General features: G+C 58.4%; 19 protein-coding genes. 5 read left to right on the forward strand and 14 right to left on the reverse strand.

Going from position 1 to position 19,810, the window contains the following annotated elements; all coding sequences use genetic code 11:
* Positions 1-36: 36 nt before the first annotated feature.
* Positions 37-1,698 carry a putative transporter gene (locus ACY8FN_RS19765; RefSeq protein ID WP_101347869.1) on the reverse strand — a complete coding sequence of 554 codons (1,662 nt, stop codon included), beginning with the start codon at positions 1,696-1,698 and terminating at the stop codon, positions 37-39.
* Between the two features lie 117 nt (positions 1,699-1,815).
* Positions 1,816-2,451, reverse strand: coding sequence for a PAQR family membrane homeostasis protein TrhA (trhA, locus tag ACY8FN_RS19770; RefSeq protein WP_101320127.1), 636 nt, complete (start codon positions 2,449-2,451; stop codon positions 1,816-1,818).
* 173 nt (positions 2,452-2,624) lie between these two features.
* Between trhA and ACY8FN_RS19775 the strand changes: the two genes are divergently transcribed.
* The 3 genes from ACY8FN_RS19775 to ACY8FN_RS19785 all read left to right on the forward strand — a co-directional run bounded on the left by ACY8FN_RS19775 (position 2,625) and on the right by ACY8FN_RS19785 (position 5,118).
* Positions 2,625-4,130, forward strand: a complete 1,506-nt coding sequence (locus tag ACY8FN_RS19775; protein ID WP_463100981.1) for an aminotransferase class V-fold PLP-dependent enzyme — start codon at positions 2,625-2,627, stop codon at positions 4,128-4,130.
* Between the two features lie 115 nt (positions 4,131-4,245).
* Positions 4,246-4,797 carry a septation protein A gene (locus tag ACY8FN_RS19780; protein ID WP_098968651.1) on the forward strand — a complete coding sequence of 184 codons (552 nt, stop codon included), beginning with the start codon at positions 4,246-4,248 and terminating at the stop codon, positions 4,795-4,797.
* Between the two features lie 24 nt (positions 4,798-4,821).
* Positions 4,822-5,118, forward strand: coding sequence for a YciI family protein (locus ACY8FN_RS19785; protein ID WP_068979247.1), 297 nt, complete (start codon positions 4,822-4,824; stop codon positions 5,116-5,118).
* 84 nt (positions 5,119-5,202) lie between these two features.
* On the opposite strand, the gene cysQ is transcribed toward ACY8FN_RS19785, so the two are convergent.
* The 11 genes from cysQ to rpoE form a co-directional block, all read right to left on the reverse strand.
* Positions 5,203-5,997, reverse strand: a complete 795-nt coding sequence (gene cysQ / locus ACY8FN_RS19790) for a 3'(2'),5'-bisphosphate nucleotidase CysQ (RefSeq protein WP_463100982.1) — start codon at positions 5,995-5,997, stop codon at positions 5,203-5,205.
* 185 nt (positions 5,998-6,182) lie between these two features.
* Positions 6,183-6,920 carry a pyridoxine 5'-phosphate synthase gene (gene pdxJ, locus ACY8FN_RS19795; protein ID WP_098968648.1) on the reverse strand — a complete coding sequence of 246 codons (738 nt, stop codon included), beginning with the start codon at positions 6,918-6,920 and terminating at the stop codon, positions 6,183-6,185.
* Between the two features lie 84 nt (positions 6,921-7,004).
* Positions 7,005-7,715, reverse strand: a complete 711-nt coding sequence (gene recO / locus ACY8FN_RS19800) for a DNA repair protein RecO (RefSeq protein WP_101321151.1) — start codon at positions 7,713-7,715, stop codon at positions 7,005-7,007.
* The gene (gene era / locus ACY8FN_RS19805; RefSeq protein WP_042020933.1) at positions 7,716-8,615 is read right to left on the reverse strand and encodes a GTPase Era; all 900 of its coding nucleotides are present in this window, start codon (positions 8,613-8,615) and stop codon (positions 7,716-7,718) included. It abuts the gene before it with no gap.
* 61 nt (positions 8,616-8,676) lie between these two features.
* Positions 8,677-9,348: a ribonuclease III gene (gene rnc / locus ACY8FN_RS19810; RefSeq protein ID WP_042020934.1), complete on the reverse strand. Its 672-nt coding sequence runs from the start codon at positions 9,346-9,348 to the stop codon at positions 8,677-8,679.
* Positions 9,349-10,287 carry a signal peptidase I gene (gene lepB, locus ACY8FN_RS19815; protein WP_463100983.1) on the reverse strand — a complete coding sequence of 313 codons (939 nt, stop codon included), beginning with the start codon at positions 10,285-10,287 and terminating at the stop codon, positions 9,349-9,351.
* A 6-nt stretch (positions 10,288-10,293) separates the two neighbouring features.
* On the reverse strand, positions 10,294-12,087 hold the full coding sequence (gene lepA / locus ACY8FN_RS19820; RefSeq protein ID WP_098968646.1) for a translation elongation factor 4: 1,794 nt from the start codon (positions 12,085-12,087) through the stop codon (positions 10,294-10,296).
* A gap of 116 nt (positions 12,088-12,203) precedes the next feature.
* Positions 12,204-12,665: a SoxR reducing system RseC family protein gene (locus ACY8FN_RS19825; RefSeq protein WP_463100984.1), complete on the reverse strand. Its 462-nt coding sequence runs from the start codon at positions 12,663-12,665 to the stop codon at positions 12,204-12,206.
* Between the two features lie 109 nt (positions 12,666-12,774).
* A complete protein-coding gene (locus tag ACY8FN_RS19830) occupies positions 12,775-13,755 on the reverse strand; it encodes a MucB/RseB C-terminal domain-containing protein (RefSeq protein WP_101325625.1) in 981 nt (326 codons plus the stop codon).
* A gap of 21 nt (positions 13,756-13,776) precedes the next feature.
* Positions 13,777-14,379 (reverse strand): sigma-E factor negative regulatory protein, encoded by a 603-nt coding sequence (locus ACY8FN_RS19835; RefSeq protein WP_463100985.1) that lies wholly within the window; start codon positions 14,377-14,379, stop codon positions 13,777-13,779.
* Between the two features lie 22 nt (positions 14,380-14,401).
* Positions 14,402-14,983: an RNA polymerase sigma factor RpoE gene (rpoE, locus tag ACY8FN_RS19840; protein ID WP_042020941.1), complete on the reverse strand. Its 582-nt coding sequence runs from the start codon at positions 14,981-14,983 to the stop codon at positions 14,402-14,404.
* A gap of 182 nt (positions 14,984-15,165) precedes the next feature.
* Here rpoE and nadB point away from each other — a divergent pair, with 182 nt between their 5' ends.
* Both nadB and ACY8FN_RS19850 read left to right on the forward strand, forming a co-directional pair.
* Complete coding sequence (gene nadB / locus ACY8FN_RS19845; protein WP_101325627.1) at positions 15,166-16,773, forward strand: L-aspartate oxidase; 1,608 nt, start codon at positions 15,166-15,168, stop codon at positions 16,771-16,773.
* Positions 16,774-16,990: 217 nt separating this feature from the next.
* Positions 16,991-19,435 (forward strand): sensor domain-containing protein, encoded by a 2,445-nt coding sequence (locus tag ACY8FN_RS19850; protein ID WP_463100986.1) that lies wholly within the window; start codon positions 16,991-16,993, stop codon positions 19,433-19,435.
* 57 nt (positions 19,436-19,492) lie between these two features.
* On the opposite strand, the gene ACY8FN_RS19855 is transcribed toward ACY8FN_RS19850, so the two are convergent.
* Positions 19,493-19,771 (reverse strand): hypothetical protein, encoded by a 279-nt coding sequence (locus ACY8FN_RS19855; protein ID WP_101347890.1) that lies wholly within the window; start codon positions 19,769-19,771, stop codon positions 19,493-19,495.
* Between the last annotated feature and the right edge of the window lie 39 nt (positions 19,772-19,810).

Here is a 19,810-nt window from a genome sequence, read left to right on the forward strand (position 1 = left end):
GGAGCATGACAAGGCATACTCCTGTTCAGATTAACCCTAAGCGCCAGCCCAGAGGATGATAGCCAGCAGCTGTGGCGAGATGATCCGCAGGAACATCACCAGCGGGTAGACAGTCGCGTATGAGAGCGCGCTGGCACCACTGGTCGGGTGCATGCCATTGGCAAACGCCAACGCGGGAGGATCAGTCATGGAACCGGCCAACAAGCCGCACAGGGTGAGGTAATTCATCTTGCCGTAGAGGCGCGCCAGCACACCGACCACCAGCAGCGGGATCAGGGTAATAGCCATGCCATAAAGCATCCAGGCCGGACCATCGCCGTTGATCAGGGTATCGATAAAGCCAGCCCCCGATTTGAAGCCCACCACCGCCAGAAACAGCACGATACCGATCTCCCGCAGCGCCAGGTTGGCACTGGGGGGCATGAACCAGTAGAGCTTGCCGATGCTGCCAATCCGCGACAGGATCAGCGCCACCACCAGCGGGCCGCCAGCCAGACCCAACTTGAGTGCAGCAGGGAAACCTGGCAGATAGAAGGGAATGGAGCCGAGCAACACACCCAGGCCGATCCCGATAAATACCGGCAACATCTGCACCTGTTGCAGTTTTTGCTGCACGTTGCCAACTACATTGGTAACCGCCTCGATCGCCTCCAGGCGTCCCACCAGATTAAGGATGTCACCAAACTGCAAACTGGTCTGGCTGGTTGGCACCAGCTCGATACCGGCGCGGTTAAGACGGGAGATCACCACGTCATAACGCTGTTTAATGTCAAGATCGCGGATCTTCTTGCCAAGTACCTGCTCGTTGGTCACCACTACCCGCTCAACCCGCAGATCGGTGCCACGGGTCGAGAGCGATGTTGCCACCTCCTCCCCCAACACCAGCAGCACATTGTGCAGGGCATGGCGTTCACCCACCAGATGGAGCAGGTCACCAAGCTCGATGCGCGAATCCGGCCGCGGTACCATCAACTCCTCGCCGCGCTTGAGGCGGGAGCAGATCACGTCCGACTCGTCGAGGCTGGGGATTTCACGCAGCATCAAGCCATGCATATTGGGGTTGCGCACCGCGATATTGATGGTTTGTAGGCTCTCCTTGGCCTTGCCACTTTGTTGCTCGAACTGGGCGGCTTCTTCGTCGATCTTGATGTGAAAGAAGAGCCTGACCAGCCACATGGTGAGCAAGATACCGCAGATCCCGAAGGGATAGGCGACCGCATAGCCCATCCCCATCAAGCCGGTCGAACCAGGATCGGCCCCCAGCTCGGCCAGGATCTGCTGGCCCGCACCGAGGGATGGCGTATTGGTCACCGCGCCAGAGAACACCCCCAAGATCACTGGCAGCGGCACATCAAACAGTTGATGCAATCCCGCAGCCACCACGCAGCCAAGCAGCACCAGCAGGGCGGCAAAGGCATTGAGTTTGAGGCCCGAACTGCGCAGCGAAGAGAAAAACCCCGGGCCGACCTGGATGCCAATGGTGTAAACAAACAGGATCAAACCAAATTCTTGAATGAAGTGAAGGGTTTGCGCGTCCAGCGCAAGATTGGAAGCACCAGCGAAATGACCCACAATGATGCCACCGAACAGCACCCCCCCTATCCCTAAACCAACGCCATAGACTCGCCAGTTTCCCAGCCAGAGCCCTAGCACTGCCACCAGCGACAACATGCTGATGGAAAGCGCGATATCACTCATTTCGTGCATCCTTTGCAAATTCAACTGACATTAGCTTGTCAGCAAACGCTGAAGCCAACTGTGTGATACCGCACGAATTTATCCTTTTTCGCGCTAAAAATACCAATTAAGGGCTATTCAAGCGACATAGCCATAAATGGCCATAAAGTGACAAACACTGCCGCCCAGCACAAAAAGGTGCCAGATGGCGTGGTTGTAGGGGATCTGCTTGGCCACATAGAAAATGACCCCAAGACTGTAAATAAGACCGCCGAGTCCGAGCAGCAGCAGCCCCTCTCCGGCCAGATGGATGTAGAGCTGATAGATGACCACCAGCGACAACCAGCCCAGCATCAGGTAGGTAAACAGCGACAACTTCTTGAAGCGGTTGATGAACACCAGCTTGAACACCACCCCGGCCAGCGCCAGGCCCCAGATCACCATCATCAAGCCGTTCGCCAGCGGCGTATCGAGGGCCACCAGCAGGAAGGGGGTGTAGGTGCCGGCAATCAGCAGATAGATGGCACAGTGATCAAACACCTTGCACCAGCGTCTGGCCCGTCCTTCAGCCATGCTGTGATAGAGGGTTGATGCCAGATAGAGCAGCACCAGACTGCCACCATAGAGGCTGTAACTCACCAGCGCCTGCGTGCCCTGCCCCCATCCCTTGATGAGCAGCAGCACCAGGCCGATCCCCCCCAGCAACAATCCCAATCCGTGGCTGAGCCGGTTGGCTAACTCTTCACGGGGAGAATAATCTGTCACGCCACTCATATCGTTTACTCCAGCTTTGATGGGCTCACTCTACCCAGCACCATTTCAGAGTACAAGTGTTCGCTTAAAAAATGGGGTGGCTGCCACCAGCCAACCTTTGGTGTATGCTCTGCCGCCGATGCCCGAGACAAGCGGCATAGACACCTACCCGGTGACCTGGTCTGGAGAACCTGATGAAGTTGACTGAGCTGTTTACACAACCGGATGCCGCCTTTGGCGACGCGATGAGCGCCATGCTGGCACATTTTCACCACTCGGATGACAGTCAGGCCCCCTACCAGCGCGACCAGTTCACCCACCAGCTTGATCAATCCCGCATGCCTGCAGTCGGCCTCTCCATCGAGCACTATCTGGCGCGGCTGGCCACCCTGGTGCCCGGCGCCTCTCATCTCACCTCGCCACGCTACATGGGCCACATGACGGCGCCACTACCGGCCTATACCGCCGAGCTGTCGCGCCTGCTGGTGATGCTCAACCAGAATCCGATGAAGATGGAGTCCTCCCGCCTGCTCAGTTTTCTGGAGCGGGAGGTGCTGGCCAAGCTGCACCGCCTCATCTATGGCAGGGACGATGCCTTCTACGGCGAGCAGATGCATGCCAAGGATGCCGCTCTCGGCGTTATGACCAGCGGCGGCACCATCGCCAACGTCACGGCGCTGTGGCTGGCCCGCAACCGCGCCTGCGGCGACAACCTGTTCGCCCTTTATGAGCAAGGCTATCGCGGCGCAGTCATTCTGGGCTCGCGGCTGATGCACTACTCCTTCGACAAGGGGATGGATCTGCTGGGGCTGGGCGCCCGCAGCGTCTGGCGTCTTGAGACCGACGAGCAGAACCGGCTCAGTCTGGCTGCGCTGGAGCAAGCGTTGCTTCAATGCAAGGAACAGAAGCTCAAAGTGCTGGCGCTGGTCGGCGTGGCGGGTAGCACCGACTTTGGCTCCATCGATCCGCTGCCGGAGCTGGCAGCCATCGCCGAGCGCGAGCAGATCCATTTTCATGTGGATGCCGCCTGGGGCGGCCCGACCCTCTTCTCCCCCCGCTATCAACACCTGCTGACCGGCATTGAGCGGGCCGACACCGTCACGCTGGATGGCCACAAGCAACTGCTGGTGCCGCTCGGTACCGGCATGCTGCTCTGCCGCCAGCCAGACCTTATGATGGCGGTCAAGCGCGAAGCCCCCTACGCCATTCGTGCCACCTCGTTCGATCAGGGGCGCTTTACGCTGGAGGGCACCCGCCCGGCCAACGCCCTCTATCTGGATGCCGCCTTCCAGCTGTTTGGCCAGCAGGGTTACGCCCGCCTCATCGAGGCCAACTACGACCGTGCCCGGCTGATGGCAAAGCTCATCGAAAGCGATCCTGCCTTCGAGCTGATGTCGGCGCCGGTGATGAACCTGCTCTCCTACCGCTGCATCCCGCCCCACCTGCAGGGCAAAGCGCTGGACGAAGCGGCCAACGTGCAGATCAACGACTTCAACGTGGCCCTGCAAAAAGCCCAGCGGGCCGAGGGGCACAGCTTTGTCTCTCGCACCCAGCGGGCGGTGGTGTGCTACGGTGCCCAGCCGCTCACCCTGCTGCGCGCTGTGCTGCTCAACCCCCTTATCGAAGAGCACCACATCCGCGAGCTGCTGGCGGATCAAAAACGGTTGGGCGAGCCCCTTGCCCGCCAGCTATTTGGCTAGCGCTGCGACGGGAAGCTGGACGGCAAATGGCAGGTCTTATTCATTTGCCGTTGTTTACCTTGCAGGTAAACTGGACAAAATTTTGCGGTCTATTTCTGAGGGCTATGCGCCAAACATGAAGCAATTTATTGAATTTATTCCACTTATCGTTTTCTTCGCGGTCTACAAATTTTACGACATCTACATGGCTACCGGCGCACTGGTGGTGGTGACCGGTCTGCAACTTCTCTACAGCTGGGTGCGCTACCGCAAGGTCGAGAAGATGCAGCTGTTCACCTTCATCCTGGTCGGCTTCTTCGGCGGGCTCACCGTGTTCTTCCACGATGACACCTTCATCAAGTGGAAAGTGACCATCATCAATGTGTTGTTCGCGCTGGGCCTGCTGATCAGCCGCTACGGCTTTGGCAAAAACCTGATCAAACAGATGCTGGCCAAAGAGCTGCAAGCCCCCGATGCCGTCTGGGACAAGGTCAACCTCGGCTGGGTCGGCTTCTTTACCGTCTGTGGCCTGCTCAACCTCTACGTGGCGTTTAGCCTGCCGCAAGAGATGTGGGTCAACTTCAAGGTGTTCGGCCTGCTGGGGATGACGCTGGTCTTTACCCTGCTGAGCGGCGTCTATCTCTACCGCCACATCCCTGCCGAACAAAAGAACGAGCTGAAAAAATAACCCTCATCAGAAAAGGATCCTCTCATGTGGTATCTCATCTACTCCGAAGATGTCCCCAATAGCCTGCCACTGCGCAAGCAGGTTCGTCCTGCCCACTTGGCCCGGCTGCAAGCGCTGCAGGATGAAGGGCGCCTGCTGACCGCCGGCCCCAACCCGGCTATCGATGCAGAAGATCCGGCCGATGCGGGCTTTACCGGCAGCACCGTCATCGCCGAGTTTGCCTCGCAGGCGGACGCCAAAGCCTGGGCTGATGCCGACCCTTATGTGACCGCCGGTGTCTACGCCAAGGTCACCATCAAGCCGTTCAAGAAAGTCTTTTAAGACAGTGCCAGATGCAAAGAGGCCGGAGCGGGTGTGCAACCCGCTCCGGCCTCTTTTTATTGGGCGATGTGAGCGATGCTCAGCTCACCGACGAGGTCCCCCCCTGGCGACAAACCAGGGGTTAAGGATGTCGGGCTTGTTATAAGCAAGGGGGGAACCATCGAGCTGGGTGACGCTGCCACCCGCCCCCTCCAGCACCGCCTGCGCGGCGCCGGTATCCCACTCGCAAGTCGGAGCAAGGCGCGGATAGAGCTCGGCGCCCCCCTCGGCAATGATGCAGAACTTGAGGGAGCTGCCCATGGAGACCAGCTCAATCTCGCCCCGCCCCATATCCCCGAAGCGAGCCAGATAATCGAGGGTCTCCTGCGAAAGGTGGTTGCGACTGCCCACCACCCGCCACGCCGTTCCTTCCCGATGAGGCTGGGTCTGGATGGCCTCGCGCTTGCCATCGGCAATGCGCCAAGCCCCGAGCCCCTTGCCGCCATACCAGAGCTTGTCCAGCACAGGGGCATAGACCAGTCCCCAACGCGGTACCCCCTCTTCAATCAGCGCGATATTGACGGTGAACTCGCCATTGCGGGAGACAAACTCCTTGGTGCCATCGAGGGGGTCCACCAGCCAGTAGCGTGACCAGCCGTGACGGGCCGCCATCACCTCGGGGCCCGACTCTTCCGACAGCACAGGGATATCGGGGGTCAGCCGCGCCAACCCCTGCACAATCACCTCATGAGCCCCCTTGTCGGCAGCGGTGAGCGGACTCTCGTCGCTCTTGTACTCCACCGCAAAGGGCTCGCGGTAGATCGCCATGATGGCCGCCCCCGCAGCACGGGCGACAGGTTCCAGGTCGGTGATATCAGGGTGGTACAGGGGGTGATCCATAACAATCTCGTCCAACTCACAGGGTCAACCAGTGTAACCCTTTTGACATCAACTGCTTATAGCCGATTGTACTGGGTTATTACGGCGCGGGAGCCGCTAAGCCCATTGCCCCCACTTGAATAGGGCCAGCAACAACAAAGGACGCCGTGGCGTCCCTTGTTATTTTTGGCGGCCAGTCTGGCGGATCAGATCCCCTGACGGGCTTCCTGCATCAACAGGCGCATGTCACTGACCGCCTTGGCCAGACCGTCGAAGGCGGCGCGGCCGATGATGGCGTGGCCGATATTGAGCTCATAGAGCTCTGGGATGGCGGCGATGGCCTTGACGTTGTGGTAGTGCAAGCCGTGGCCAGCATTGACCTTCAAGCCTTTGCCAGCAGCATAGGAGGCACCGGCGGCGATGCGCTTGAACTCGGCGTTGCGCTCGGCATCAGTGGTGGCGTCCGCGTAACGGCCGGTGTGGATCTCGATAAAGGGGGCGCCGCTTTCGGCTGCCGCATCGATCTGGAGGGGATCGGCATCGATAAAGAGCGAAACCTGGGCTCCCACAGCGGAGAGACGAGCAACGGCGTCAGTCACCTTGGCCAGCTGACCAGCCACATCCAGACCGCCCTCGGTGGTCACTTCGGTGCGCTTCTCCGGCACCAGACAGACGAAGTGCGGCTTGATGCGGCAGGCGATGCCGATCATCTCTTCGGTCACCGCCATCTCCAGGTTCATTCTGGTCTGGATAGTCTGGCGCAGGATCTCCACGTCGCGATCGGTGATGTGGCGGCGATCTTCACGCAAATGAACGGTAATGCCATCAGCACCCGCCTGTTCAGCGACAAAAGCAGCCTGCACCGGATCCGGATACTGGGTGCCACGGGCGTTGCGCAGAGTCGCGATATGGTCGATGTTCACACCCAGATAGATTTCACTCATTGAGAACTCCTTGAAACTCTTCATCTGTTGACTGCGCGGTCAGCAAATCACCCCGCGCCAATATCCGTATGTCTGTAATGTGTGTCAGCCTTGCATGCTGGCTTTACGTTTTAAAAACAGCTCCCGGCTCTTTAGCTGGCGCTTGCCCAGATAGGGTTGCAGCGCCAGTCGGCTGAAACGTTTGGCCGCCTGCAGCAAGGGAGGGGTATCGAAACGCCCCTCGGCAAAGGCGAGCAGGTGGGCACCGAGAAACAGGGTACGGGGATCTGGCGCCCGCTCGCAAGCGACAAAGCCCAATTCACGCTCGAAGCCATAGAGCAGGGTTGGCTCGATGGCCGACTCATCGTCCGCCGTGTATTCGAAATCCACCGCATAACCGAGCGCCTGCAGCAGCAGGAACTCGAAGCGGCGCAACGGCAGCTCCGGCGTCTCGCCATCTGCCAGCGCCATGATGGCACGGGCATAGGCGTCAAACACTTCGGGGAACGGGGTATGCGCTTCCAGCAGGTAGTAGACCAGCTCGTTGAGATAGAGGCCGTAGAAGAGGCGGTCGCCACCGAGTCGCAGGGAGTGATCCGGGCATTCGACCTGGGTGAGGTTCTTGAGATCCCCCTTGCCGCGCCAGGCGATGGTGAGCAAGGTAAAGGGTTGCAGCAGCCCCTTGAGGGGGGAGCGTGGCCCGCGAGAACCGCGAGCCACCAGGGTAAAGCGGCCACTATCCTGGGTGAATACCTCGACCAGCTGGCTGGTCTCCCGATAGGGCCGACTATGGATGACGAAAGCCGGGCTCAGCAATCAGTCGTCACCATACCCGAGACTACGCAGGGCGCGCTCGTCATCAGCCCAGCCGGACTTGACCTTGACCCACAGCTCGAGGTGCACCTTGTTCTGGAACAGCCGTTCCATGTCGAGGCGTGCTTCGGTACCTATGGTCTTGATCTTCTCGCCCTTGTTGCCGATGACCATCTTTTTCTGGCCATCACGCTCAACCAGGATCAGACCGTGGATGTGGTAGAGGCCGTTCTCTTCCACCTTGAAGCGTTCGATCTCCACCGTCACCGAGTAGGGCAGCTCCTCACCGGTGAAACGCATCAGCTTCTCGCGGATGATTTCGGAGGCCATGAAGCGTGACGAACGATCGGTCACGTAATCTTCCGGGAAGAAGTGGTTGTTCTCCGGCAGCAGATCCTTGGCCCACTCGCGGATCTTCTCCACGTTGGTGCCCTTCTCGGCACTGATGGGCAGGATGTGGGAGAAATTCATCTGCTGACCCAGCCACTCGAGGTGGGGCAGCAAGTCTTCTTTCTCTTTGACGTTGTCGACCTTGTTGACCGCCAGCACCACGGGGCAAGGCAAGTGGCGCAACTTGCCAAGCACCATCTCGTCATCCTTGGTCCAGTGGGTACCGTCAACCATGAATACCACCATGGCCACATCTCCCAGCGAACTGGTGGCGGCACGGTTCATCAAACGGTTGATGGCCCGCTTCTCTTCGATGTGCAGACCCGGAGTATCAACAAAGATGGTCTGATAGTTCTCGTCGGTATCGATCCCCAAAATCCGGTGACGGGTGGTCTGAGGTTTTTTCGAGGTAATGCTGACCTTCTGGCCAAGCAGCTTGTTGAGCAGAGTGGACTTGCCCACGTTAGGGCGGCCCACAATGGCGACAAAGCCGCAGTAGGTAGTATCTGTCATGACAGTTGTTCCAATGCTTGTGGTGTTAAAAGACAGCGCCTTTTTGAATCAGACGTACCTGTCATGACAACTTGTCCAGCGCTTGCTGCGCCGCGGCCTGCTCGGCCTTGCGGCGGCTGGTGCCGACCCCTTTGAGCGGACCATCCAGACCTTCCACGTCGCACTGGACGGTGAACTCCTGGTTGTGGGCCTCACCCTTGACGTTAGTCACTGTGTAGGTTGGCAGGGATTTGCGGGTTCCCTGCAAAATTTCTTGCAGGCGGGTCTTGGGATCTTTCTGCTCAATGCCTGGCTTGATCTCGTCCAGACGGCTGGCGTACCAGCTCAGCAGCAGTGTCCGCACCACCTCAAGATCAGTATCCAGATAGACGGCGCCAATCACCGCCTCGACCGTGTCGGCCAGAATGGATTCACGGCGAAAACCACCGCTCTTGAGTTCACCTGGCCCGAGGATCAGGTGATCCCCGAGGTCAAACTCCCGGCCCAGTTCGGCAAGGGTTTTCTCACGCACCAGAGTGGCACGCATGCGGCTGAGATCCCCTTCTGCCGCTTGCGGGAAGCGGTGGAACAGCGCATCAGCAATCACCAGGCTCAAAATGGAGTCACCCAGAAATTCCAGTCGCTCGTTGTGACGAGAACCGGCGCTGCGATGTGTCAATGCGCGGGTCAGCAACTCTTGATCCTGAAAGACATGCCCGAGACGGGACTGCAGTCTGTTCATCTTGATATTCATTTACTTAATTCCGCCAATGCGGTTGAAGCGCACCCCTGTCGGTACCCAACTTGGCAGCAGGGAGCCTTCTTCGCGCTCAAATTCAAAACTTATCCAGATAGCGACCGCCTTGCCGACCAGATTCTGCTCGGGCACAAAGCCCCAGAAACGGCTGTCGGTGCTGTTGTCACGGTTATCGCCCATCACGAAGTACTGCCCTTCCGGTACCACCCACTCATCAGGATAAGTGCCGGGCTGGCGATAGTAACGACCAACCAGATCCGGCATCAGCGGGTTGCGCAGGGTCTCGTGAGCAACATCACCCAACTGCTCGGTATAGCGGTCAAGGGGGATCCCCATCTGGGTAAATTCGCCTCTTTGTTCAAACTTGATGTCGAGCTTGGTAAAGCCCGGGCACGTTTTCCCTTCCTGCTCCTCGCCACCCGCTTCAGCACAGCGTGGCCGGATCATCAGCTCTTTGTTGCGATAGATGATCCGATCACCCGGCATGCCAACCACCCGCTTGATGTAGTCAACGCGCGGCTCAAGGGGATACTTGAACACCACCACATCGCCACGCACCGGCTCGCCAGTTTCGAGGAATTTGGTGTTGGTCACCGGATCCCGCAAGCCATAGGCAAACTTTTCCACCAGGATGAAGTCGCCCACCAGCAAGGTGGGCATCATGGAACCTGACGGGATCTGGAACGGTTCAAAGATGAACGAACGCAGGATCAGCACAAAGGTGATCACCGGGAAGATCCCGGCGGTCTGCTCAATCCAGACCGGCACGGGGGCAACCTTGGCCAGCGTTTTTTCATCCAGGTGGGCACCGCCATGGGCACGGGCCACGGCAATCTTGGCAGCGCGCTGCTTGGACCAGATCATCTTGTCCAGACACCAGATAAAACCGGTGATCACACAGACCACCACCAGGATCAGGGAAAACGTGCTTGCCATCTATTTTTAGTCCTTTCCGACATGGAGAATCGCGAGGAAGGCTTCCTGTGGCACGTCGACACGGCCAACAGACTTCATCCGCTTCTTACCTTCTTTCTGCTTGTTCAGCAGTTTCTTCTTCCGGCTCACGTCACCACCGTAGCATTTGGCGGTTACGTCCTTACGCAGTGCCTTGACGGTGCTGCGCGCGATGATCTGGTTGCCGATGGATGCCTGAATGGCAATATCAAACATCTGACGGGGGATCAGCTCACGCATCTTCTCAACCACCTGGCGACCGCGATACTGGGCGTTCTCCTTGTGGGTGATGATGGCCAGCGCGTCAACCCGCTCACCGTTGATCATGATATCCAGACGAACCATCTCGGAGGTTTCGAAACGCTTGAAGCCATAATCCAGCGAGGCGTAGCCACGACTGGTGGATTTCAGGCGGTCGAAGAAGTCGAGCACCACTTCTGCCATCGGGATTTCATAGGTCAATGCAACCTGATTGCCGTGGTAGACCATGTTGGTCTGCACGCCCCGCTTCTCGATACAGAGGGTAATGACGTTACCCATGTACTCTTGCGGCAGCAGGATGTTGCACTCGGCGATCGGCTCACGCATCTCTTTGATGTTGTTAACCGGCGGCATCGCAGACGGGCTATCGATGTGGATAGTCTCGCCATTATTCAACTCAATCTGGTAAACCACAGTCGGCGCAGTGGTGATCAGATCCAGATCGTATTCCCGCTCCAGACGCTCCTGGATGATCTCCATGTGCAGCATACCGAGGAAGCCGCAACGGAAGCCAAAGCCCAGCGCTGTGGAGCTCTCCGGTTCGAAGAACAGGGAGGCATCATTGAGTGACAGCTTGTCGAGGGCGTCACGGAACGACTCGTAGTCATCGCTGGAGATGGGGAACAGACCGGCATAAACCTGCGGCTTGACCTTCTTGAAACCCGCCAGCGGCTTGTCGGCACCGTTCTTGGCTTGGGTCAGGGTATCGCCCACCGGTGCGCCATGGATGTCTTTGATACCGCAGACAACCCAACCTACCTCGCCACAACCCAGTCCTTGAGTATCCACCTGCTTGGGGGTGAAAATACCGATACGATCGACACCCCATACCTGGCCGGTAGTCATCACTTTGATCTTGTCGTTCTTCTTGAGCGAGCCGTTCTTGACCCGCACCAGAGACACAACCCCCAGATAGGAGTCGAACCAGGAGTCGATGATCAGTGCCTGCAGCGGGGCATCCGGATCACCTTCCGGTGGCGGGATACGCGCTACGATCTCTTCCAGCACGAGATCAACACCGAGACCGGTTTTGGCGGAGCAACGCACCGCATCGATCGCATCGATACCGACGATATCTTCGATCTCTTCAGCAACCCGCTCCGGCTCGGCCGCAGGCAAGTCAATCTTGTTCAGCACCGGCACCACTTCCAACGCCATTTCCATGGCGGTGTAGCAGTTGGCCAGAGTCTGTGCCTCAACCCCCTGACCGGCATCCACCACCAGCAGCGCCCCTTCACAGGCCGCCAGCGAGCGGGAGACTTCGTAGGAGAAATCTACGTGGCCCGGGGTGTCGATAAAGTTCAGCTGATAGGTGTTACCGTCTTGTGCCTGGTAGTTCAGGGTCACACTCTGTGCTTTGATGGTAATGCCGCGCTCGCGCTCCAGGTCCATGGAGTCAAGCACCTGAGCCTGCATCTCGCGGGAGGACAAGCCACCGCAAGTCTGGATCAGACGGTCCGACAGGGTCGATTTACCGTGGTCGATGTGCGCAATAATCGAAAAGTTACGAATGTGTTTCATCGAGCAAGAGTCACTCAAAATTAGTTAAGGTCAGTTATGGAGGCGCGATTTTACTGGATAACCCGGCTGACGGCCATTCTTTAGTCGCCAGCACCCGTGAAATAGCGCGAGTTCGGTCAGGAGAGGATATGGACAGGAACCACCACGCCAAGCATCTGCGGGCCGTAGCAGCCCTGATCGAGGCGGTTGGAAAAGTAACGAACCAGTAAAAAACCCAGCCCTCCCCCCAACAGGCAGCAGAGAATGGTGATCCCCTCCCCGCCCAAGAGTAGCGGTGCCAACCACAGCTGCCCCAACAGAGCGCCTGCCAGCAGGCAAAACAGCGGCAAGACGTAGACCAGGGCGGCACCACGCAGCAAGCTCTGCTGCGGGATACCCAGCCGAACTTGCTGACCAACCCCTACCTCGGTGGTCATTTTGACCCGCAAGCGTTGTACTTTGAGAGGAAATGCCTTGGCCACGGTGCCAGTGCCGCAGTTGGACTGTTGCTGGCAACCACTGCAGGCAGAGCGCCGCTCGCACTCTACCCAGACATGGTCTCCCTCGATGGCCACCACGGTCGCCAACTCTTCACTCATCTCATTCACGGCAAGACCTCGGGTTCAACAAAGGGATCTGGAAAAGCATAAAGATACCTGAAGACAACACGCCGCGCCCGGCAAGCCGGGATGTTCCGGTCATCGCCCATCAGGGGATTGCTTCGTTACGGGCCAACGGCTGGACCGACTCGGCAATTCGCTTGGCCGTCTCGGCTGGTACTTCACCCACCACGGTGATCTCGACCCCCACATCGTTGACATAGCTCACCAGCGAGGTGGCGCCCTGACGGATCAGCTGCTGACGCACCGCCTGTTTGGGGTCAACCCGGGAGACATAGACCGACAAATCCACCAGCCCGTCAGAGAGCATCATGTAATCCACCGGCATACTGGTGGTCACCAGTTGATGTCGGTCTTGCGACAGGATCTTGAAGCCATCTGGCAGCCAGGAAATCTGCCAGTTCAGGGCTTGCTGGGGGGCAGGATAGGCATCTTCCAGCGCTAAGGCGGCAGGCTGTTTGCTCTTGGCCAGGGTCACCAGCCAGGGGGCAGGTTTGCTCTGCAGCGCCAGCTCAACCCCCAACACCTGCTCCACCAGATTGCCTTCCCGCTCCACCATGTCGACCCGCAGCAACAGATTGCTCTGCTCATCAATCCATAGCACGAAGCCGTACTTGTCTGCCTCTTTGGGCACCAATCTGACCACCTGCGCCACCACACCGGCAACGCGACTACGGCCAGCCAGCACCGGATCATAACTCTCCAGCACCCGCGCGATTGGCATATTCACCAGGGTCGACCAGACACCGGGAAAACGGGCATCTTTCAGGGTATAAGGCTCGTGGCTGTTCTCGAAAAAGGTGTATTCATCCTGACGCTGCAGATATTCGATCGCCTTGCCATCGAGGTAACTGAGATGGGCGACTTCCTGGCCATCGATCACCGCATGGCTGATGCGGATCGGTTCAAGACGCCCCTGACGGGCCTTGACCATGGATAACTCAAAGTTTTGCTGCTGCACGGCACTCTGCATCTGCTGCAACAAGGCCTCGGCCGACTTATCGTCGGCCGAGGCCTTGGCACTGATCAGCAGGAGAGAGGCCAGCAAAATACGGCTGGACTGGCGCACGATGTGATCCCTGACAATACGTTATTGTTGAATCTGTCTGTCTTGCAACAGGCGTTGCTGCAACTGGTGGTCACGCAGGAAGGCATTGACGCGCTCCCGCTGCTCCTGCATTTGCTGTTCGGTCAGCCCTTGCTGACGAGCACGAGTACCGTCTTGTTGCGGATAGTGAACGCTCACCGGCGTAGCACTACCACCAACAGGAATAGTATTCAGTACCGGGTTGGTTGGTAGACCATCCTGCCCCTGATACTGCTGCACCCCGAAGATAACGGCGGCAGCAACGGAAGCGGCAATGGCATATTGACCAAGCTGCTGACAGACCCGACGGAACAGCGGTATTACATTGGAATCTGTCTTGACCGGTGCAACGACCGGTTGCAGCACAGGAGCCGCCTCAACCGGCTTGGGTGCCAGTATGGTTGGCTCATCTTCCAGCGCAGCCATGATGCTGGTGCTGAGATCCAGTTGCAGATTGACCGACAGGTCACCCCGCATGGCATTGCCTATCAGGTGGTAACGACCCCAGGTATCTTGCAAGTCGGAATCCATCTCCAACTCGTTCAACACCTCGGCATCACTCAGTTCACCATCCATCAGGGCAGAGATTTGCTCTTTATTTGCCATAAGTTAACCCGTCTTTCCCCAGTTAATTCTCGATCAGAGGTTTCAGCTTTTTATCGATTGCGTCCCTCGCCCGGAAGATACGGGATCTGACCGTACCCACAGGGCAATCCATGATTTCGGCAATCTCTTCATAGCTCAACCCTTCCAACTCACGAAGGGTGATCGCTGTCCTCAGGTCTTCCGGCAAGGCCTCGATAGCGGCAAACACTGTACGCTGGATCTCGTCGGTCAGCGCCAGGTTTTCAGGGGTAGCCACCTCTTGCAAGGCTTCACCGCCACCATAAGACTCTGCGTCGTCAGCCTCCACATCACTGCTGGGCGGCCTGCGCCCCTGGGAGGTCAGATAATTCTTCGCCGTATTCACGGCAATACGGTACAACCAGGTGTAAAAAGCACTTTCGCCACGGAATGTCGGCAATGCCCGGTAGGCTTTTATAAAGGCCTCTTGCGCCACGTCGGGCACATCACCGGGATTGTTGACATACCTGGCCACCAGGTTGACCACCTTATGCTGGTATTTTTTTACCAACAGGTTGAATGCTGCTTTATCGCCGCGCTGGACCCGTTCAACCAGCTGTTCGTCCAGTAGATTCTGGTCGCTCATCAGAGCCGTAAAACCCCCATCAGGTTATCGTTCTTCTTTTCCGGCCCTTCCTAAGCGCACAAGTTCAGACAGGGAGAATCAGAGAAAGTTCGCTTCAATTGAAAAAAATGTGACGCAGGCTGCATCCTCGCCCTCGCTTGGGCTACCATGGTGCCAGTTCTTAATCCAGGCCAATGATACTTATGAAAGCAAGTGTTGAATACCTTTGCGATGTACTGATCATTGGCAGCGGTGCCGCTGGTCTGTCTCTCGCGTTGCGATTGGCAGACCACGCCAAAATCCTGGTTCTGAGCAAGGGGCCCATCAGTGAGGGGGCCACTTTCTATGCGCAAGGAGGCATCGCTGCCGTTTTCGACGAAACCGACAGCATCGAATCCCATGTGAGCGACACGCTCAACGCCGGGGCAGGGTTGTGTGATCCGGCCGTGGTGGAGTTCACCGCTCGCCACGCCCGCGAATCCATCCAGTGGTTGATCCAGCAGGGAGTTCCCTTCGATCAAGAGCAGGACGCCGATGGAGAATCCCACTATCACCTGACCCGCGAGGGGGGGCACAGCCATCGCCGCATCTTCCACGCGGCCGACGCCACCGGCAAGGCGGTGCAGCTCACCCTGATCGATCAGGTGCGTGCCCACCCCAATATCCAGCTGATGGAGCGCTTCAACGCGGTCGATCTCATCACCACCCGCAAGCTCAACCTGCCGGGCAACAAGGTGCTGGGTGCCTACGTCTGGAACCGCAACGCCGAGCAGGTCGAGGTGATCCGCGCCCGTTTCGTGGCGCTGGCGACCGGTGGCGCTTCCAAGGTCTACCAATACACCTCCAACCCGGATGTCAGCTCTGGCGATGGTATCGCCATGGCATGGCGGGCCGGTTGCCGGGTGGCGAATCTGGAGTTCAACCAGTTCCACCCCACCAGCCTGTTCCACCCGGACGACCCCAACTTCCTGCTGACCGAAGCGCTGCGCGGGGAAGGTGCCTATCTGCGCCGCCCCGACGGCAGCCGCTTTATGCCGGAGTTTGACGAGCGGGCCGAGCTGGCCCCGCGGGATATCGTCGCCCGCGCCATCGACCACGAGATGAAGCGGCTCGGCGCCGACTGCATGTATCTGGACATCAGCCACAAGCCGGCAGATTTCATCATCAAACACTTCCCGACCATCCATGAGCGCTGCCTCGCGGTCGGTATCGACATTACCAAGGAGCCGATGCCTATCGTGCCTGCCGCCCACTACACCTGTGGCGGCGTGATGATCGACAACAACGGCCAGACCGATATTCCCGGCCTCTACGCCATCGGCGAAGTGACCTACACTGGTCTGCACGGCGCCAACCGCATGGCCTCCAACTCCCTGCTGGAATGCGTGGTCTATGCCCATCAGGCAGGGGCCGACATTCTGGCCAAGCTGCCGATGAGCGTGGAGCCGCCGCGCCTGCCGGTGTGGGACGAGAGCAAGGTGGACGATTCCGACGAACTGGTGGTGATCCAGCACAACTGGCACGAGCTGCGGTTGATGATGTGGGACTACGTGGGAATAGTGCGTACCAACAAACGCCTCGCCCGTGCCAAGCGCCGCATCGACCTGCTCAAGCAGGAGGTGCAGGAGTACTACGCCAACTTCCGCGTCTCCAACAACCTGCTGGAGCTGCGCAACCTGCTACAAGTGGCCGAGCTCATCGTCAACTGCGCCCTGCTGCGCAAGGAGTCCCGCGGCCTGCACTACAACCTGGATCATCCGGATATGCTGCCGGATTCCAAACCGACCGTGCTGACCCCGGATCGGGATTAAGCCCTCTTCCATTGCACTGTTTGGCAGTAAACCTGACCCCGCTTCGGCGGGGTCTTTTAGATGCTGCGACTCTGTGGCAGCACGCAGCAAATGGCCACACGTCGCGCAACATTTGTTCAACATAACAACCAGATAACTCCGCTTGACTCCCTTCTAAACAGCTCGTGCCATACTGACAACTGATGCAAGTGATAAAACAATCAATGCAGAGGTCATCATGGATGGGAAGCTTTTCAACGCCGACGCCGAGGCAATGTTGAGCCAGCTGTCAGATCACACTGTCCTGGAACAGCTGATGGATAACGCTCCTCTGGGTATCGGCGTCTTTGACTGCGAATTTCGCTACCGCAAAGTCAATCAGGTGCTGGCCGACATCAACGGCAAAAGTATCGAGGAGCATCAGGGCAAGCACCTCAGAGAGGTGCTGCCCAAGCTGGCCCCGACTCTGGAGCCCATGTTTCAGCAGATCATGCGCAGCGGCATTCCCTACGTGGATATCGCCATCACCGGTCAAACGGCAGCATACGACAGCAGCTCCCGACGCTTTCAGGCCACCTACAGCCCGATGCGTGATGACAAGGGGGAACTCAACGGCATCCTCGCCATCGTGCGGGACATCACCGAGCAGTACGAAACCGAACAACGGCTGCAGCTGGCGATGCGAGCGGCCCAAATCGGTGTGTGGGAGTGGCATGTGGCGGAGGACAGATTGCTGTTCGACGGCCAGATTGAACCCCTACTGGGCATCGAGGCCAACCAGTTCCACGGCGGACTGCAAGCGTTCGTCGACTGCTTTGAACCGGGAGCAGGCAGCCAGCTCAAGGCTGCCCTGCAAAGCCATGACCCCATCCATCTCACCCTGAGCTACCTCACCCCCCTCAAAGAGCGGCACTGGGTCGATATTCATGCCGACCATGTGCCCGCCACCGAGTCGGTCGGCCACCGGGTCATGGGGGTCATTCACAATGCCACCGCCCGCCGCCGTCAGGAGGAGCGACTCCATCAGGCCAACGTGGTATTCGATACCACGGCCGAGGGGATCATCATCCTCGACAGCGAACACCATATTCTGTCGGTCAACCCGGCCTTCACCATGCTGACCCAATACAATGCCGAGGAGGTGATCGGCCGCACCCCGGATATCATCATGCACCCCAAGCGCTACACCGACCTCGACTATCCCTGGTATCACCTGCGCCCCGGCAACAACGCCTGGCATGGCGAGATGGTCTGCCTGCGCAAGGATGGTAGCTACTTCTCCTCCTGGCAGCAGATCAGCGCTGTCTATGACAACTTCAACAACACCACCCACTATGTGATCGCCCTCTCCGACATCAGCGCCATCCGCAAGGTGGAGGCCGAGCTGAATCATCTTGCCTATCACGATCCCCTGACCGAGCTGGGCAATCGTCATCTGTTGCAGGAGCGGTTGGCCCTTGAGCTGAAAACCGCGCAGCTCAATCGCAAACGGTTGGGGCTGCTCTTTATCGATCTGGATGGCTTCAAACTGATCAACGACAGTCTGGGCCATGGGGTCGGCGATGAGCTGCTCAAGCGGCTGGCAGAGCGGATCCGTGGCTGTCTGCAGCACAATGATCTGGCAACCCGCTTGGGTGGCGACGAGTTTCTGGTGCTGATCCCCTATCTGGAGGAACCGGACGAGCTGGCAACCCTCGCCAATACCCTGCTGACAGTGTTGCGTGAACCGGTTGAGCTGGCACATGAACTGGTGGCTATCTCGGCGAGCATAGGTATCGCCATCTATCCGGATCATGCAGATAGCCCGGAAACCCTGGTCAGCGCCGCTGACAGCGCCATGTACGAGGCGAAAAATCAGGGGCGCAACGGCTTCCAGTTCTATAACTCCGGCATGGCGGCACAGGCTCGTGAGCGGATGCAGATTGAGCAGGGACTGCTCAAGGCCCTTGAGCTCGAACAGCTCTGCATCTTCTATCAACCCATGACCAATCTGGCTAACGGCCACCTGAGCGGGCTGGAAGCGCTGCTGCGCTGGCAGCATCCAAGTGAGGGGATGATAGCGCCGACCCGCTTTATTCCGGTGGCAGAGGAGTGCGGCCTGATCGAGAAGATTGGCGAGTGGGTGATGCGCAACGCCTGCGAGCAGGGGCAAAACTGGTTGGCCGCAGGGCTGCCGGTGCCCCGCTTGTCGGTCAATGTGTCGGTGCGGGAGATGCGCTCCCCCGGCTACGTTGAGCGGGTCGCCGCCATATTGGATGAGACCGGATTTCCGCCAGAGCGGCTGGAGATAGAGGTGACGGAGAGCATTATCCAGCGGGTCGAACAGAGTCTGGATCTCTTTACCCGCCTGAAAAGTCTCGGCGTTCAGATTGCCATCGATGACTTTGGCACCGGCTTCTCGTCACTGAGTCTGCTCAAGACCCTGCCGATTGATCGCATCAAGATCGACCGGGCGTTTGTGCAGGCATTGCCGGAAGACAAGAACAGTCGGGAGCTCTGTCGCACTATCATCAATCTGGCCGACAGTCTGGATATGGAGGTCACCGCCGAGGGGATTGAAACCCGGGCACAACATGCCTTCTTGCAATCACTCAACTGCGGCGAAGGACAGGGCTATCTGTTCAGCAAACCACTGCATGTCGAACATATGGGGGATCGGCTGCATCAGCGCTATGTCTCATAGCTGTAGGCAATCCTCATCATCAGCCGGGAGGCATCCGCCTCCTGGCTACCAAGCGGATTACCACTCAATCTGCAAGCGGGATTCCCAACCATCATCACGGTCATTGAGCATGCGCGTCAGCGGTGATTCGCCAGCATAACGGGGGGCAGGCTCGCTGAAGGTAAGTTTGGTGGTGGGCTCTTTGGCCTGCCATGCATGACCAAGCTGATCGGCAACCTGATCCCGCAGCGCGGGCGAGGCTTCCTGATGGGTGATCGCAAACTCTTTCACTGGTTCGCCAGCAGGAACTGGCGCATCAAACTGCCAGAGGGATGCACAGAGCAACAGGGAAAACATAATCACCTCCTATTAATCAACACGCCCCCTTTTACCCGC

This window comes from Aeromonas sp. 160P (assembly GCF_055193095.1).